The 16,592-nt window shown below is 68.8% G+C and carries 14 protein-coding genes; 7 read left to right on the top strand and 7 right to left on the bottom strand.

The window, feature by feature from the left end:
• Window positions 1–150: 150 nt before the first annotated feature.
• Entirely contained in the window at window positions 151–897 is a 747-nt protein-coding gene (locus tag H5393_RS00305) for a GntR family transcriptional regulator (RefSeq protein WP_182764172.1), read from the top strand.
• Here the strand turns inward: H5393_RS00305 and H5393_RS00300 are convergent.
• Complete coding sequence (locus H5393_RS00300; protein WP_182764173.1) at window positions 894–1,409, bottom strand: DUF6328 family protein; 516 nt, start codon at window positions 1,407–1,409, stop codon at window positions 894–896. The two genes, H5393_RS00305 and H5393_RS00300, sit on opposite strands and share 4 nt — an antisense overlap.
• Window positions 1,410–1,504: 95 nt before the next feature.
• On the opposite strand from H5393_RS00300, the gene H5393_RS00295 reads away from it, so the two are divergent.
• A complete protein-coding gene (locus tag H5393_RS00295; protein ID WP_143570939.1) occupies window positions 1,505–1,930 on the top strand; it encodes a hypothetical protein in 426 nt (141 codons plus the stop codon).
• A 45-nt stretch (window positions 1,931–1,975) separates the two neighbouring features.
• On the opposite strand, the gene H5393_RS00290 is transcribed toward H5393_RS00295, so the two are convergent.
• Window positions 1,976–3,145 (bottom strand): MFS transporter, encoded by a 1,170-nt coding sequence (locus H5393_RS00290; protein WP_255436259.1) that lies wholly within the window; start codon window positions 3,143–3,145, stop codon window positions 1,976–1,978.
• 94 nt (window positions 3,146–3,239) lie between these two features.
• Between H5393_RS00290 and H5393_RS00285 the strand changes: the two genes are divergently transcribed.
• The 4 genes from H5393_RS00285 (at window position 3,240) to scpA (ending at window position 9,797) form a co-directional block, all read left to right on the top strand.
• Complete coding sequence (locus H5393_RS00285) at window positions 3,240–4,667, top strand: alpha-amylase family protein (RefSeq protein ID WP_182765072.1); 1,428 nt, start codon at window positions 3,240–3,242, stop codon at window positions 4,665–4,667.
• A gap of 10 nt (window positions 4,668–4,677) precedes the next feature.
• A complete protein-coding gene (folP, locus tag H5393_RS00280; RefSeq protein ID WP_182765071.1) occupies window positions 4,678–5,556 on the top strand; it encodes a dihydropteroate synthase in 879 nt (292 codons plus the stop codon).
• Window positions 5,557–5,742: 186 nt separating this feature from the next.
• Window positions 5,743–7,620 (top strand): methylmalonyl-CoA mutase small subunit, encoded by a 1,878-nt coding sequence (mutA, locus tag H5393_RS00275; RefSeq protein WP_182765070.1) that lies wholly within the window; start codon window positions 5,743–5,745, stop codon window positions 7,618–7,620.
• On the top strand, window positions 7,617–9,797 hold the full coding sequence (gene scpA / locus H5393_RS00270) for a methylmalonyl-CoA mutase (RefSeq protein ID WP_182765069.1): 2,181 nt from the start codon (window positions 7,617–7,619) through the stop codon (window positions 9,795–9,797). The genes mutA and scpA overlap by 4 nt, the downstream gene beginning before the upstream one ends.
• A gap of 53 nt (window positions 9,798–9,850) precedes the next feature.
• Here the strand turns inward: scpA and H5393_RS00265 are convergent, their stop codons facing one another.
• The 4 genes from H5393_RS00265 to H5393_RS00250 form a co-directional block, all read right to left on the bottom strand.
• A complete protein-coding gene (locus tag H5393_RS00265; protein ID WP_182765068.1) occupies window positions 9,851–10,510 on the bottom strand; it encodes a ThuA domain-containing protein in 660 nt (219 codons plus the stop codon).
• A gap of 66 nt (window positions 10,511–10,576) precedes the next feature.
• The gene (locus H5393_RS00260) at window positions 10,577–11,161 is read right to left on the bottom strand and encodes a TetR/AcrR family transcriptional regulator (RefSeq protein WP_182765067.1); all 585 of its coding nucleotides are present in this window, start codon (window positions 11,159–11,161) and stop codon (window positions 10,577–10,579) included.
• 10 nt (window positions 11,162–11,171) lie between these two features.
• Window positions 11,172–11,858: an ABC transporter ATP-binding protein gene (locus H5393_RS00255; RefSeq protein WP_182765066.1), complete on the bottom strand. Its 687-nt coding sequence runs from the start codon at window positions 11,856–11,858 to the stop codon at window positions 11,172–11,174.
• Complete coding sequence (locus H5393_RS00250; RefSeq protein WP_182765065.1) at window positions 11,855–12,997, bottom strand: ABC transporter permease; 1,143 nt, start codon at window positions 12,995–12,997, stop codon at window positions 11,855–11,857. Before H5393_RS00250 ends, H5393_RS00255 begins: the two co-directional genes overlap by 4 nt.
• Before the next feature lie 134 nt (window positions 12,998–13,131).
• Between H5393_RS00250 and rfbB the strand changes: the two genes are divergently transcribed.
• Window positions 13,132–14,130: a dTDP-glucose 4,6-dehydratase gene (gene rfbB / locus H5393_RS00245; RefSeq protein WP_182765064.1), complete on the top strand. Its 999-nt coding sequence runs from the start codon at window positions 13,132–13,134 to the stop codon at window positions 14,128–14,130.
• A gap of 7 nt (window positions 14,131–14,137) precedes the next feature.
• On the opposite strand, the gene H5393_RS00240 is transcribed toward rfbB, so the two are convergent.
• Window positions 14,138–16,555 (bottom strand): DUF2207 domain-containing protein, encoded by a 2,418-nt coding sequence (locus tag H5393_RS00240; protein WP_182765063.1) that lies wholly within the window; start codon window positions 16,553–16,555, stop codon window positions 14,138–14,140.
• Window positions 16,556–16,592: the final 37 nt, after the last annotated feature.

Raw genomic sequence — 16,592 nt, 5'->3', positions numbered from 1 at the left:
GCGGTGGACGCAGCCGCGTGGGCGCTCATGTCACCGGACAAAGATCAGCACATATTCGCGTCTTAATACGTCGGTGCATCTAGACTGTCACCAGCCAGCCCAACGGCGGGCTGCCCCAGGGGAATCACGGGAAGCAGGGTCGGACGCACCATGCCGAGCACCAAACCATACGTAGTGGACATCACCATCGACCGCGACAGCACGGTCCCACTGCACGCGCAGATCGCCGAACCCCTCGCCAGTCTCATCGAGACGGGCGAGATCGCGCCCGGCACCCGCCTGGAGGACGAGGTCTCGATGGCCGCCCGCCTCCGCGTCTCGCGGCCCACCGCCCGCCGCGCGATGGAGACCCTCACCAATCGCGGCCTCATCGTGCGTCGACGGGGCGCCGGCACCCAGGTCACCCCCATGCGCGTGCACCGCCCCATGTCGCTGACCTCGCTGAACGACGACCTCGAGAAGTCCGGCGTGGACCCCAGCACCACCGTGCTGTCGTGGCTGCAGGAATCGTCGACGCCCGGGGTCGCGGCCGCGCTCAACCTCGAGCCCGGCGCGGAGGTGGTCTACTTCAAGCGCCTACGCATGCTCCGAGACGAGCCGCTCGCCGTGATGCAGAACTGGCTGCCCGCCACCATCGCCCCCAACCGCGAGGAACTCGAGGAGAAGGGTTTCTACGCCTGCCTGCGGGAGCGCGACATCAAGGTGACCGTCGGTTACCAGCAGATCGGCGCCAGGCTCGCCACCGCGGAGGAGGGCCGGCTGCTGAACGAACCCGCCGGCAGCGCGCTCCTGACGATGCAACGCACGGCCTACGACGAGCAGCACCGCGCCGTCGAATTCGGCATGCACGTCTACCGGGCGTCGATGTACTCCTACGACCAGACGGTGCTGGCCTAGTCCTTGGGCTCCCCCTCCTTCTCCGGGTAGCCGCGGGACCAGCCGAGCGGCAGCATCAACCACACGACGAAGAAGAAGACCGCGGCGACGCCGCCGCTGATCAGGCCCGCCGCCCATCCCGCGACGACGCTGAACACCAGCGCCGACACCAAAGTCAGGGAGAGCGCCAGCAGCGCCAACCCCAGCTTGGTGACGAACGCGGAGACTCTGATGAGGTTCTGCCGCAGCCGACGGCGGAACAGCGCCCGGTGGAAGGCCACCGGCGCGATCAGCAGCGCAGCGCTCAGCGTGGCGAACGACACGGCCCCGAGGTAGACCCAGCGTTGCGCCTGGTCGACGGCCTCGAACCGGGCCTGGAACGGCAGCGTGTAGAGCAGGCCGGCGAGAATCTGCACGCCCCCCTGCGTGACCCGCAACTCCTGGAGAAGCTCGTTCCAGTGCCGGTCCAGCCGCTTGTGGGGCGGTTCCTGGTCGCGCCCGATGTCGTCGGGCCTGGGCTGCTCGTTCGCCATCCGAGAAGCGTACTTGGCGCTGGGTCGATCAGGGCCGAGCGCGCGTCCACAAGATCCGGAACCGGCAGTTGGGGCGCCACCGTAAAATGTCCGGCATGAGCAAAATCCGCCTCATCGTGACCACGGCCTCCGGCGTCATCGCCGCGACAGCCACGCTGCTGTCCGCGCTGCGCGACAACCCCCAGATCTCCGAGAGCATCGACGGTGCCGTGGCCAAGCTGAAGGAGGCCACGAACTCGGAGAACCCGAAGCTCCGCTTCGAGGCCAAGCTCAACGCGATCGAGGTGGCCGCCGAGGCCGTCTCCGAGACCTTCCCCCAAGCTGTGGAGCCCACCGGTTGGCGACGACAGGCCCAGGCGCTGCGGATGCGTGGTGAACTGGCGTGGCACGCCAACAGCGGCGCCACCCGCCGCAAGGCGATGAAGTCGCTGAACGCGGAGACCGCCGAGGTGCTGGCCCAGGTCAACGAACGCCTGACGCAGTTGCAGACCTCCCCCACCGAGGTGACGGACGGCCTCTGAGCCGGCCGCCTCCAGAGAAACCGAAGACTTCGCCCGACGCGAAGCTCAGAGCCGCGACTCCGCCGAGACGAGCGTGAGCGCCCCGCCCACTGCGGCGATCCCGGTGCCCACCAGCAACATCAGCGGCACCCCGCTCGCATCCAGCAGCAGGCCGCCCAGCAGCGAGCCCACCACCGAGCCAGCGGTCGCCGTCATGGTCATGTAGGCCTGGCCCTTGATCCGGTCGCGCGCCGGCAGCATCCGCTCCACGTAGTACACCGAGGCCATCACCATCGCCGCGAAGGCGCCGATCTGAAGCGTCTGTGCCCCGTAGATGCCCAGCACGCTGGGCGCGAGCCAGGTCAGCGCCGTCTTCACCACGAAGAAGACGCCGGACAACTGCAGGAGGCGTCCCGGCGACCAGCGGCCCATCACCCTGCCCCAGAGCACCATCACGGGCAGTTCCATCAGCGCCGCGATCATCACGGCGGTGCCCATCTCGCCGGTGTCACCGCCGTGGTGGCGCATGACCTGCAGCATGTAGTTGTTGATCATCGCGTGAGAGGTCATGAGCACCGTGATGCCGGCCAGCAGGACGAAGAAGCGCTGCCACCGGGCGCGCGTCATCGGCTGGGTGGGTGCCGCCACCGGTTCGTCGGGGGCACCCGACACGACGGCGATCCCACCCCGGTGCACGAAGGTCACCGTCGCCACGAGGAAGGCGATCTGGAACGCGATGATCAGGAGCGGCACCATCACGCTTCCGGCCACGGCCACGATCCAGCCGGCGCCCACCGAGACGAGCGCGAAGACGCCGGAGCCCGCCGCCCGCGCCACCCCGAAGTTCAGCTTCACGCCACGCGCCATCGCCGCGATCCCCAGCGCGTTGACCAGGGGTTGCAGCAGCTGCACGGTCAGCACCAACAGTCCGAAGAACACGGCGGTGAGCAGCCAGTGCATCCCAGGGATGAGGAGGATCGCGCCCACAGCCACCATCAACGCGGAAAGGGCAGCGGCCCACACCCGCAGCGGCACGCGGCGCGACCTGTCCGCGGCCCCGGCCACGACCGGCTGCAGCACCGCCGACAGCGCGCCACCGGCGGCGATCACCAGGCCGATCTGGGAGTTGGTCAGCCCCGCGTCGAGAAGGTAGGCGCTGGCGAAGAGCAGCACCATGCAGAAGCCGCTCCAGTAGGCGGCCTGGATCACGCCGTAGCGGGTGGTGGGGGCGTGCATCACCCTCGCATCCTACGGCCGCCGCTCGCCTGAGCTCGCCGTCGCTGCCTGGGACCGGGGTTCGGCGGCGGCAGGGTGGGCGATAATCGACCCCATGCGACGCGTCCTCGGCATCCTCCTCACGGCGACCCTTGCATTCAGCGCCTGTTCGCCTGCCTCCGAAGCGCCCTCGGACACCACACCGTCGACGACGACCTCGGTGGCTCCGGCGCCGGCCACACCCCACGTCGGGGTGCAGCTGTTCCAGTGGAACTGGAAGTCGGTCGCCCGCGAGTGCACCGACGTGCTAGGCCCCGGCAAGTTCAGCTTCGTGCTCCTCTCCCCCGCCCAGGAACACATCGAAGGTGAGCAGTGGTGGACCTCCTACCAGCCGGTGAGCTACCGGATCGAGTCCAAGCTGGGCACCCGCACCGAGTTCCAACAGATGGTGACGGACTGCCACAATGTCGGGGTCAAGGTGATCGCCGACGCGGTCATCAACCACATGGCCGGCATCGACGGCGGCACCGGCGTCGCCGGCAGCGCGTTCACGCACTACGACTACCCCGGGCTCTACACCGAGGCGGACTTCCACGACTGCGCCACACCCTCGGGCGACATCGAGAACTACCTCGACCAGCAGGAGATCCAGGAGTGCGAGCTCAGTAACCTCGCGGACCTCCGGACGGGAGAGCCCGCGGTCCAGCAGAAGATCTCGGCCTACCTCGACGACCTCCTGAGCCTCGGCGTCGACGGCTTCCGCATCGACGCCGCCAAGCACCTTCCCGCCCGCGACGTGCGGGCCATCGTCGACTCCCTCGACGGCGACCCCCTCATCATCTCGGAGGTCATCCGCGGCTCCGGCGAACCCATCCAGCCGGAGGACTACCTCGACGCCGGCTCGGTGTTCGCGTTCCAGTTCGCCAAGGACATCGCCGGCATCGTCCCCGGCGGCGCCGTCCACCGGGCCCTCGAGATCCGCGACGGCGAGGTGCCGTCCGAGCAGGCGTACACGTTCGTCACCAACCACGACACCGAACGCAACCGCCAGACGCTGTCCTACAAGGACCCGGAGAAGTACCGCCTGGCCAACATCCTGCTGCTGGCGGTGCCGTACGGCACCCCGGTCCTCTACAGCGGGTACGCCTTCACCGACCGCGACGCCGGCGCGCCCCAGTCCGACGGCGTGGTCACCGACACCGAGTGCGCCCAGCCGACGCCCACGGACAAGCCAGCACCGGGCACCTGGCTCTGCCTCCACCGCAGCTACGCGGGGCTGGTGGAGTGGGCCGCCGTCGTGGGCGATGCAGAACCGGAGAACCTGTGGCAGGAGGGCTACGCAGTCGCCTTCGACCGCGGCGATCTGGGCCTGATCGCGATCAACGGGAACTCTACCAAGGCCATCGAGCCGGAGCTGACCACCAACCTCGCCGACGGCACGTACTGCGACGCCCTGGTTCCCGAGGACTGCACCTTCGAGGTGAAGGACGGGAAGGTGAAGGTCACCGTGGAACCCATGACCGCCGTCGCGCTGCACGCCTAGACTCGGCGCCATGTTCTCCTCGCCTGCGCCCCTCGTCCTCGGAGGCCGGCGCTTCGATGCGTCCCGCCCAGCCGTCATGGGCATCATCAACCGCAACAGCGACTCCTTCTACACCGCAGCCCGCTACGCCGACACCACCGCAGCCGTCGAACGCGCCAAGCAGATGATCGACGAGGGTGTGGACATCATCGACATCGGCGGCGTCCGCGCGGGTCAGGAAGGCGAGTGGGTCAGCGGCACCGAGGAGATCCAGCGCGTGCTGCCGGTGCTAGAGGCCCTGCGTGAACTGCCGGTGCTCACCTCCGTCGACACCTGGCGCACCGAGGTCGCCCAGGCGTGCGCCGGCCTGGTGGACCTCATCAACGACACCTGGGCGGGGGCCGACGCCGACCTGGTCCACGTCGCCGCCGAGACCGGCGCCGGCTACGTCATCTCCCACACCGGAGGGCTCCCTCCGCGCACAGACCCCACCAGCGTCGACTACGGCCCCGGAGACGCCGTCGTCGAGCACGTGCTGGATGGGCTGCAGGCGGGCGCCGGCCGAGCCGAGGAGGCAGGGCTCCCCCGGGAACGCATCCTCATCGACCCCACGCTCGACTTCGGCAAGACCACCGTCAACTCACTGGCGCTGGTGGCCAACACGCACCGCATCGTCGCCTTGGGCTACCCCGTCCTCCAGGCGATCTCCCGCAAGGACTTCGTGGGCGAGACCCTCGACCTGCCCACCGACGAACGCCTCGAAGGCACGCTGGCGGCCACGGCGATCTCGGCGTGGCAAGGGGCGACGGTGTTCCGCGCACACGACGTCCGGGCCACCAGGCGGGTGCTGGACATGGTGGCCTCCATCCGCGGGGACCGCGCGCCGGTCCGCGCCGACCGGGGACGATGAGCCACTGGCGCCACATCCGGGGGGAGAATTCTGCCACATCCCTCCGCAGCAGCGCCGATCCTGCAGAAAAGTCCCTGCAATTTTAGCCGCACCGATTTTCGTTCAATCTCTGGCCTCGGGTTATGAGCGAAAAGCGCTGGTCTAGGGTTGAAACGTGGGTTTCACCCCCTAGAAAGACGGAGAGCTATGAGCGATCAAGCCACCAGTGCGGCCGATCTCAGCCTGGCCGCGGACTTCGATACTCCTTCCCAGGCGGACTGGGAGAAGGAGGTCCTGAAGGTCCTCAACCGCAGGCGCCCCGAAGGGACGGAGCTGAACATTGAACAGGCGTACAAGCGTCTGACCAGCACCACCGTCGACGGCCTGACCATCAAGCCGCTGTACGCGAAGAGCGACGGCACGGACGACCTGGGCTTCCCCGGCGTCGCCCCGTTCGTGCGCGGCACGACCGTGCGAGACGGAAGCATGGATGCCTGGCACGTCGCCCAGCTCCACGAGGACCCCGACGCGGCGGAGACCCGCCGCTTCATCCTGCAGGATCTGGAGCGCGGTGGCACCGCCGTCTACCTCCGCGTCGACCCCGACGCGATCCAGCCTGGAGACCTCTCGACCGTGCTCTCCGACGTCCTCCTGGACCTCGCGCCGGTCTACCTCACCTCGAAGACCCAGCAGCTGGAGGCGGCCAGGGCGCTGGCCGCCGTGTTCGAGGCGTCCGACAAGGACAACTCCTCCTTCACCGGCAACTTCGGCATCGATCCCATCGGTGCGGCCGCCCTGGCCGGCACTGAGCCCGACCTCAGCGTCCTCAAGGGCGCCGTCGACCTGGCCGAGCCGTTCCCGGGCGTGCGCCCGGTGGTCGTGGACGCCACCATCTACCACAACGCCGGCGCCGGCGACGTGCACGAGCTGGCCTACGCGGCCGCGGTGGGCGTCGAGTACGTCCGCGCGCTGACCGACGCCGGGCTCACCGTCGACGATGCCTTCGACGCGATCCTGTTCCGCGTCTCGGCGACCACGGACCAGTTCGCGACCATCTCGCGGCTGCGGGCCCTCCGCGGCGTGTGGAACCGCGTCGGCGAGGTGCTCGGCGTGACCGACACCAAGCGCGGCGCCGTCCAGCACGCCGTCACGTCGGAGCGTCAACTGTCCCGCGACGACGCCTACGTCAACCTGTTGCGCGGCACCATGTCGTCGTTCGCGGCGGCTGTCGGTGGCGCCGAGGTGCAGACGGTCCAGCCCTTCGACACCGCATGGGGTCTCCCGTCGGAGTTCTCCCGCCGGACCGCCCGCAACACGCAGATCCTCCTCGCCGAGGAATCCAACGTGGGCCGCGTCAACGACCCGGCCGGCGGCGCCTGGTTCGTCGAGTCGATGACCCGCCAGATGAGCGAGAAGGCGTGGGCCGTCTTCCAGACGCTCGAGGCCGACGGCTTCGCCAAGGCCCTGGCCGACGGCACGGTGGCGGCGCAGCTCGATGAGCTCAACGCGTCCCGCAAGAAGCTGCTCGCCACCCGCAAGCTGCCGCTGACCGGTGTGTCGATGTTCCCCAACCACACGGAGAAGCCGGTCGAGGCCAAGCCCCGCCCTGCCGCCCCCGAGTTGGGCGGCCTGAAGCTGGTGCGCGACTCGCAGGACTTCGAGAACCTCCGCGACCGCGCCAACAAGGCCCGCGCAGCGGGCAACGCCCCGAAGGTCCTGCTGGCCTGCCTGGGCCAGCGTCGCGACTTCGGGGCCCGCGAGGGCTTCACCGGCAACCTGTTCCACGTCGGCGGCATCGACACGCCGCTGGCCGAGGGCGCCTCGCCGGAGGACTTCGCACGTCAGTTGAAGGAGCAGGGCACCACCGTTGCGGTGCTGTGTTCCTCCGGCAAGGTCTACGCCGATCAGGGTGTCGCCGTCGCTGAGGCCCTCCGGGCCGCCGGCGCGCAGACGGTGCTCGTCGCAGGACAGATCAAGGAGCTGGGCGAGGGCGGAGAGACCGCCGTCGACGGCAACGTGTTCGACGGCATGAACGTGGTCGAGCTGCTCACCACCACCCTCGACCAGTTGGGAGCTGAGAAGTGACTATCCCCCGCTTTACCGATATCGACTTCGCGTCGGCCGTACCGGCCAACGCGGAGGAGACCTTTGACGCGATCAACCACGAGGTCGGCCACTCCGCCGGATGGCAGACGCCGGAGCACATCCTGGTGCCGCCGCTGTTCCGCGGTGCAGACCTGGACAAGCTCGACTTCCTCGAGACCGCGCCGGGCATCCCACCGTTCCTGCGCGGCCCGTACGCCACGATGTACGTCAACCAGCCCTGGACCGTGCGCCAGTACGCGGGCTTCTCCACCGCTGAGGAGTCGAACGCCTTCTACCGCCGCAACCTCGCGGCCGGCCAGAAGGGCCTGTCCATCGCGTTCGACCTCGCCACGCACCGTGGCTACGACTCCGACCACCCGCGCGTGGCCGGCGACGTGGGCATGGCTGGTGTCGCCGTCGACTCGATCCTCGACATGCGGCAGCTGTTCGACGGCATCCCGCTGGACCAGATGTCTGTGTCGATGACGATGAACGGTGCGGTGCTTCCGGTGCTGGCCCTGTACGTCGTCGCCGCCGAGGAGCAGGGCGTCAAACCCGAGCAGTTGGCCGGAACCATTCAGAACGACATTCTGAAGGAGTTCATGGTCCGCAACACCTACATCTACCCGCCGTCGCCGTCGATGCAGATCATCGCCGACATTTTCGCCTACACCTCCAACAACATGCCGCGGTTCAACTCGATCTCCATTTCGGGTTACCACATGCAGGAGGCCGGCGCGACGGCCGACATCGAGATGGCCTACACCCTGGCCGACGGCGTGGAGTACATCCGCGCCGGCGAATCGGTGGGCCTCAACGTGGACCAGTTCGCACCCCGTCTGTCCTTCTTCTGGGCGGTGGGCATGAACTTCTTCATGGAGGTCGCCAAGATGCGCGCCGCCCGCATGCTGTGGGCGCGTCTGGTGCGCGATTTCGGCCCGAAGAACCCGAAGTCGATGTCGCTGCGGACGCACTCGCAGACCTCCGGCTGGTCGCTGACCGCGCAGGACGTGTACAACAACGTGGGCCGTACCTGTATCGAGGCGATGGCCGCGACGCAGGGCCACACCCAGTCGCTGCACACCAACGCGCTCGACGAGGCCATCGCGTTGCCGACGGACTTCTCCGCCCGCATCGCCCGCAACACCCAGCTGTTCATCCAGCAGGAATCCAAGACCACCCAGACGGTCGACCCGTGGGCCGGCTCCGCCTACGTCGAGAAGCTCACCGAGCAGCTCGCGCGTCGCGCCTGGGAGCGGATCCAGGAGGTGGAGCAGGCCGGCGGTATGGCCAAGGCCATCGAGCAGGGCATCCCGAAGATGCGCATCGAGGAGGCGGCTGCCCGCACCCAGGCGCGCATCGACTCCGGCCGCCAGCCGGTCATCGGCGTCAACAAGTACAACCTCGACAGCGAGGACGCGCTCGACGTGCTGAAGGTCGACAACCGCGCGGTGCGTGGGGCGCAGATCGCCAAGCTCGAACAGCTACGCGCCGAGCGCGACGAGACTGTCACGCAGGAGATGCTGGAGCGCCTCACCTGGGTCGCAGCCAACCCGGATTCGACGGACCCTGATCGCAACCTGCTGAAGGTGGCGATCGACGCGGCCCGCGCCAAGGCGTCGCTGGGCGAGATCTCCGACGCGTTGGAAAAGGTCTACGGGCGCTACACCGCGCAGATCCGTACGATCTCTGGTGTGTACAGCAAGGAGACCGGCAACAACGAGGCCGTGGACAAGGCACGCGCCCTGGTCGAGGAGTTCGAGACCAAGGAAGGCCGCCGCCCGCGCATCCTCATCGCGAAGATGGGCCAGGACGGCCACGACCGTGGCCAGAAGGTCATCGCCACTGCCTATGCCGACCTCGGCATGGACGTCGACGTAGGCCCGCTGTTCCAGACCCCCGAGGAGACCGCACGCCAGGCCGTCGAGTCCGACGTCCACGTGGTGGGCGCCTCCTCGCTGGCAGCCGGCCACCTCACCCTGGTGCCTGAGCTGCGCAAGGAGCTGGACAAGCTGGGCCGCAGCGACATCATGGTGGTCGTCGGTGGCGTGATCCCCGCGCAGGACTTCGACGAGCTCCGCGAAAGTGGCGCCGACGCGATCTACCCGCCCGGCACGATCATCCCCGAGGCCGCGATCGACCTGCTGACGAAGCTGAACGAGCGTCTCGGCGAGTGACCAACAGCGAAGCCCCCCAAGCGGCACGCTTGGGGGGCTTCGTGCTGCCCGGACTACGTGCGCAGCAGCCAGGCGACCTCGTTGAGCAACAGCTGGCGACGCGACGCAGACTCGTAGGACTGTTCGTCGTGCCCGAGGCCGTCGAAGACCACCTGGTCGCCGACAGCCCAGCCCATCACCTCGTCGCGACCCTCCAGCGTGTGCTGCACCAATGGCGTGGCACCCTCGTCGATGTCGAGGCGTGAGTACTTCTCGTCGAACACCTCGACGGCGTCCAACCCCTCCCACACCGGGTGGCCCTCGGCGCCCGCCGCCGGCTCGAACGTCGCGTCGGAGATGTCCGGATGCCACGAGTCCGGCCCCCAGTTCCCGCCGACGGCGGCCCGCCACTTCGGCTGTTGCCGGAAGGCCCCGTTGGAGGTGTGGATGCTGAGCGCCCGCCCGCCTGCGTCCAGGTAGTCACCCAGAGCGCGGAGGTCGGCCTCGAACTCGGCCGAGGGCGACTCCGGCTCGTCGGCGATCCCGCCGCCGGCGTTGACCACCAGCAGGTCGAAGGAGGCCAGGTCGAGCATCGAGCCGGCTACCGTCTCGCGCACCTCGACCGCGTGGCCGGCGTCCCGCAGCACCTCCGCGATGCGCGGGGTCGTCCGCTCGAACGGGTGCCACGGATCCGCGTAGGGACCCACGCCGCTCACCACCAGAATCCTGCCCATCGCCACTCCTTTGTCCGGTATCGCAACATTATCGCGGCGGACCAGTGGCGGCAGCGCCAAAGTCCGCTACTGAAGACCCAGGTACCCCTGCAGAAGACGACGCACCAGCGCGAGGCTCTCCTCTGCCGACGGCGCCGGCTCCCCCGCACGAACGGGTTGGCAGGCCCGCACCGTCATGGCGTTGAGGATGTCGGTTGCCTCGGCCACCTGCGGCTCGCCCAGGTCCGTCAGCGCCTCGACCAGTGGCACCTGCAGCTCAGCGTGGAAATGCTCCATCGGCCCCTGCAGCACCTGAGGCTCCAACGCCTGCGCGAGGGTGGTGGCGATCGCCTGCTCAGGGCCGGTGAACAGGGCGACGTTGGCCTCGATGTAGGCCCACACCCGCTCCCCCGGGGACCCTGCGGCCGACACGCGCTCGTTGACGCGGCGCAACCAGCCGGGCAGGACGTCCTCCATCACCTTCTGCAGCAGGTCGTCCGGGGAGGAGAAGTACTGGTACACGCTGGAGCGCGCCAGGCCCGCCCGCTTCCCCACCTGCGCCATGCTGGGCGGGCTCAGGTTCTCCGCGAGGAGGTCCTTGGCCGCCTGGAGCAGGGCGCGCTCCTGCCGGGCGCGGTGCTCGGCGAGGCTGGGGGCGTCGATGCGGGGCACAGGTCTCCTCTCAGATCAGTGCGCCCATCTTAGGCTCGGAGAGCCTGCCGTCGGCCATCTCGTGAACGCGGTCACAGTGGTGCAGCACGTCGTGGTCATGGGTCACCATGACAGTGGCGACCCCGGCGTCGTGGGCTTCGCGTGCCAGCAGCGCGACGATGTCCTGGCTGCGGTGCCGGTCGAGGGCCGCGGTGGGCTCGTCGACGAGCAGTAGCGAAGGCCGGTGCATCAGGGCTCGTGCGATGCCGACGCGCTGGCGCTCACCTCCGGAGAGCTGGTGTGGGCGGCGGTTGGCCTTGTGCCCCATGCCCACCTGCTCCAGCAGCTGGGCGGGGTCACGCGGGTTCTCGACCGGCCCGAGGGTCAGCGGCAGGCGGAGCTGGTCCATGGCCGTGAGGGCCGGGATCAGGTTGCCCTGCTGGAAGACGAAGCCGATGCGGGTGCGACGCACCCGGGTCAGGCTGCCGTTGGACAGGGCCGTGAGCTCTTCGCCACCGACGAACACCTGGCCGGAGTCGGGGCGGGTGAGGCCGCCGGCGACGGCGAGCAGGCTGGACTTCCCAGCACCGGAGGGACCCACGACGGCGACGAATTCGCCGGGCTCGAGGCTCAGGCTGACCCGGTCCAGGGCGACCACGACGTCGTCGCCGTCACCGTGACGCAGCGTCACATCAGAGAGGTGGAGTCCGGGGTTCATTTGGCGCCTCCCAGGGCGGTGAGGGGATCGACTCGGGAAATGCGGAGCACGGCCACGACGGCACCGACCATGCCCAGAACCAGCAGGAGCACTGCGGCGAGGACGATCGGGGACAGTTCGAGGACGAAGGGCATGGGGGTGCTGGACAGCCAGGCCCCCAGCGCCAGACCGATGCCGACGCCGACCGCGACGGCTCCCACCAGCAGCAGCAGCGATTGGGCCAGCGCGTCGCGCAACAGGTACCGGGTGCCGGCACCCATGGCCCGCAGCACGGCGATCTCCTGCGTGCGCTGAATGGTGAGCACTGTGAAGAACGCTCCGACGACAAGCGCCGAGATGCCGTACAGGAAGATCTGGATCATCTGCAGAGTCAACGTCTCGGCGGTGTAGCCCGGCGAAGCGCCGAAGGATTCATGCAAGGTGAGGGAGGTCGTCTCGGCCGCGCGGTCCCCGGCGGCGAAATCGGCGTCGGCGAGGGCACTTCCGTCCTCGGCGTTCACCGCCACGGCGGTGACATAGTCGTAGACGTGCGGGTGCACCTCCTCGCCCTCGCGGATGCCCGCGCGGATCTCCTGCCAGCTCTCCAGGGTCGTGAACGCCATGTCGACGTGGCCGAAGGTGTGCTGCCCATCCATGATCCCGACCACCGTCAACTGGGTCTCGGTCATCTCGAGGACGATCACGTCCCCGATGCCGATGCCGCTCTCCGCGGCGGTCTCGGAGATCACGATCTCCCCCGGTCCACCGGTCAGGCGCTCGCCGTCGACGACCTCCGGGTCTACGAAGGACCCCGGCTCGACGCCGAACAGCGCAAGGTCGATCTCGACGCCGGACTCGGACTCGCCGTTGACCAGCGAGCTGCCCAGCGGGGCGGCCTCGGCGACACCGTCCTGATCGGCCCAGACCCCAACCGTGTCTTTCTCCACGACGGAGCGGGTGAAGGCTGAGTCGGTGGAGACGTCCTCCTGGAAGGCCAGCGAAGTGACCGGGAGCTTCATCAGCCCCGAGACACCGTCGTTGACGAGCCCCGACGACAGCCCGGACAACAGGACCATGAGGATCGCGATGAGCGACACCACTGACCCCATGAGGATGAAACGACCTTTGGCGAACACCAGTTCGCGGATGGCTAGGAACATGCGCGCTCCGAAGTTTTTCTCGACATCACGTCGAGAAACATACCGACATAGCGTCGGTAAACAAAATCGGGCTCCTCACCACCCGGTCTCCGCTCGTCGCGTTGGCCCCCGCTGAAGCTCACTAGGCTGCGCCCATGACGTCACTGCTCGTTACCGGCGGCGCCGGCTTCATCGGCAGCAACTTCGTGCACTGGGTCATCCAGCACACCGATGCCTCCGTCGTGGTCCTCGATGCCCTCACCTACGCCGGCAATCCCGCCAGCCTCGCCGGGCTGCCCCCGCACCGGTTCGAGCTGGTCACGGGCTCCATCACCACCCCCGGGCTGGTCAACGACCTGGTCGAGGCCAGTGACGCCGTCGTCCATTTCGCAGCGGAATCCCACAACGACAACTCGCTGGAAGGTCCCGGCGCATTCATCGACACCAACATCGTGGGCACGTACCACGTCCTGCAGGCCGTACGCCTGTTCAACAAGCGGCTGCACCACATCTCCACCGACGAGGTGTTCGGAGACCTGCCCCTGGGATCACCGGAGCGGTTCACTCCGGACAGCGCGTACCGGCCGTCGTCGCCCTATTCGGCCTCCAAGGCCGCCAGCGACCATCTGGTTCGCGCCTGGGCGCGGTCCTTCGGCGTCGAGGCGACGGTGTCCACGTCGTCGAACAACTACGGCCCCCGCCAGCACGTCGAGAAATTCATCGCCCGCCAGGTCACCAACCTCATCACGGGCCACCGGCCCAAGCTCTACGGGTCAGGCGACCACGTGCGCGACTGGCTGCATGTCGACGACCACAGCTCCGCCGTCTGGACGGTCCTGACGAAGGGCCGGGTGGGCGAGACGTACCTCATCGGTGCGGACAACGAGAGGAGCAACCGTGAAGTGGTGGAGCTGATCCTCCAACTCATGGGCCACGCCCCCGATTGGTACGACCACGTGGCGGACCGCCCCGGCCATGATCTGCGCTACGCGATCGACGCCGGCAAGCTCCGAGACGAACTGGGTTGGGAGCCGCGGTACACGGACTTCACCGAGGGGCTCGACGACACCATCACCTGGTACGAGGACAACGAAGCGTGGTGGCGGCCGGTGAAGGAGGCCACCGAAGAGCGCTACGCCGCCCGGAACCAGTAGCCCCGCCTCACCAACTGCTGCCGCTGGTGCCGCCGCCTCCGCCGCCGCCGCTGCTGCCCGACGAGAAGCCGGAGGAGCCGCCGGAGCCGCCACTCGACGCGGGCGGGGCGGAGGCGCTTGTGACCTCGCGGCTGAAGCGGCTCATCTCCCTGTCGAAGTTCGCGAACGACGCGGAGCCCACCCAGAACGACGTGTCGACCTCATCGATCCTGCCCTGCGCGGCCCACTCGCGGCACACGGCGGTCCACCTCTCAGTGAGTCCCAACACCACCGCCCACGGCAGGTACCGGCGGTAGATGTCGCGGTCCGCCTCGAAGTTGAGCTGCTGGGCCTCGGCGGTGTTGATGTACTTCCGGAAGCCCTCCACCTGGTCGCGGAGAGCGGTGCCATCGGCCGACAGGATCGCCTTGGGCAGCAGCTTCTTCCCGAGGATCGCGCCCGCCACGCCACCGATGAACAGCCCCAGCCCGATGCGGAAGCCGCCGTCGGGCAGCGGATTGTCCACGAGCAGTCCGTACGCGGTGAACAGCACCGCAGGCAGGAACGGCAGGAAGAACACCAGCAACCCCCGCTTGTTGGCCGAATAGGGCTGGAACCAACCCGACGTCGCGATCTCGTGCTCGGCGGCCTCTTCCACGATCCTGCGCATCTGCCGGGCGTTCTTGGCCGGCAACTTCTCCCTGCTGTCCGTCGCGTGGAGGAGCACCCGATACTCCGTCCCCGAGGCTCCCTCACCGGAGCCGTGGACGCGCTGCACCATGAGCGGCTTCGAATCGAGCAGCACCAGGTTCCGCACCGCCAGCTGCACCAGGGTGGCGGCCAGGTGCACGGGCTTGAACTGCCGGTCCATCAGCAGGCCCGCCTGGCGCGGCTGAATCTCCGGCGGGTGGAAGCGGACCGGAACCTCCTCCTCGCGTCGCACAGCGCGCACGACGCCGGGCGCGCCGATGAGGCCCGGTGCCACCGTCGCGTACCTCTCATCGCGGCGCCGCCCGACCGAAGCGGCAGCAGCCCCCGCCGCGACCGCCAGCGCCCCACCGCCCAGGGCGAGCAGCGTGCCGGCGGTGCGGCGCTCGTTCCGGGCGGCGTCGAGGCTGGGTTCCAGCGGCACGGTCGAGGTGAAGGCAGAGGGTGGGAGCACGAAGTCGGTGACCAGCGGCGGGTACTCATTGCCCAGCAGGTCCAGGCCGGCTGTCACCGTGGTGCCGTCGACCTGCGCCGGAAACTCGCAGGGCCGGCCGGGGCCCTCCCGGTAGTAGCTCAGATCCAGGCAGGCGGTCCCCTCAGGGGCGGCCGGGAGGTGCCACACGGCGGTGGCGTCCGTGAGGTGGTAGGTACCGGTGTGGACGACGGGCACGCGGAGGCGGGCGGTGTCGGCTTCGACGGCGACCGCCCCGGCCACCCTGTACGAGAGGTCGAAGGTCCTGAGAGCCTGCTCGGCGCCCGGGTTGTCGGCCCGGAACGTGAGCCGGCCCACGAGCGTGCTCTGCGCCGATTCCGAGCGCCAGACCTCGGGGGTCACTTCCCCGCCCAGTTCGTCCCGGATGCGCACGTCGGAGATGTCGATGACCTGGTCGAGGTCCTCCGACCACGGCGCCCTGACCACGAAGTCCAGCTGGATACGCTGCGACGCTTCGGCGGGGAACATGAACTCCAGGCTCTGCTGAACCTCGGCGGAGCCGTCGGGGAGCACCTCCACGATGCTGTGCAGCCCACGCAGTTCGTGGGCGATCAGGCGCTTCGGCTCCAGCACCGGTTCCGCCCGGGTGACCGAGCCGGGCGGGAGCTCGGCGACCACGCTGGTCACGCCCGGCCCGCCGTCGTGCGAGAAGCTGGCCACCCCGTCGTCGACGGCGGACTGGCACTCCTCGCTACCGACGAGGCACCGCGCCCGCGCAACACCCTCGGGGCCGGTGACCGTCGCGGTGAACTTCCGCACCTGCGGGAGGTCTGGGCTGTTGACGTCCCAGAACAGTTGGGGCGCACCCTCGAAGGTGCGCAGCGCGCCGGCCATCGTGTACTCGACGACGTAGGTAGCGTCCCTGGTGCCGAGCTCGACGTCAGGGTCGCCGATGCGCAGGCTCACCGCCTCGGTGGAACCTGCGCCCCGCGTCGTCTCCGTGAAGCCGGCGGGGGCCCCACTGGGGCTCGACACGGAGACGTCGGTGATGTCGTAGAGCACGTCCTGGCTGTAGTCCTGATCCCACGGTTCGCGGGTGGCGAAGTCGAGGATGATGCCGTGCCGGTCCTTCTCCGGGAAATGCCACTGCAGCTCGTAGCGGACGTCGACGGTGCCGTCGCGCTGGATGTCGTAGGTGACGTCGAGATGGCTGATGTACTCGTCATCGGCCCAGGCGGGGGTCGCCCAGAGCATCGGGAGGCAGACGAGAGTCAGCACGGCCAGCATGCGTCCGAGGCGTTTCATGGGGGTGACGGTAACAAAGGGCGGGTTCGCGGCACAG

The organism is Tessaracoccus sp. MC1756 (assembly GCF_014164735.1).
Lineage (GTDB): Bacteria > Actinomycetota > Actinomycetes > Propionibacteriales > Propionibacteriaceae > Arachnia.
Note: the sequence above shows the minus strand (reverse complement) of the source record. Positions and strands in the feature narration are given on the sequence as shown.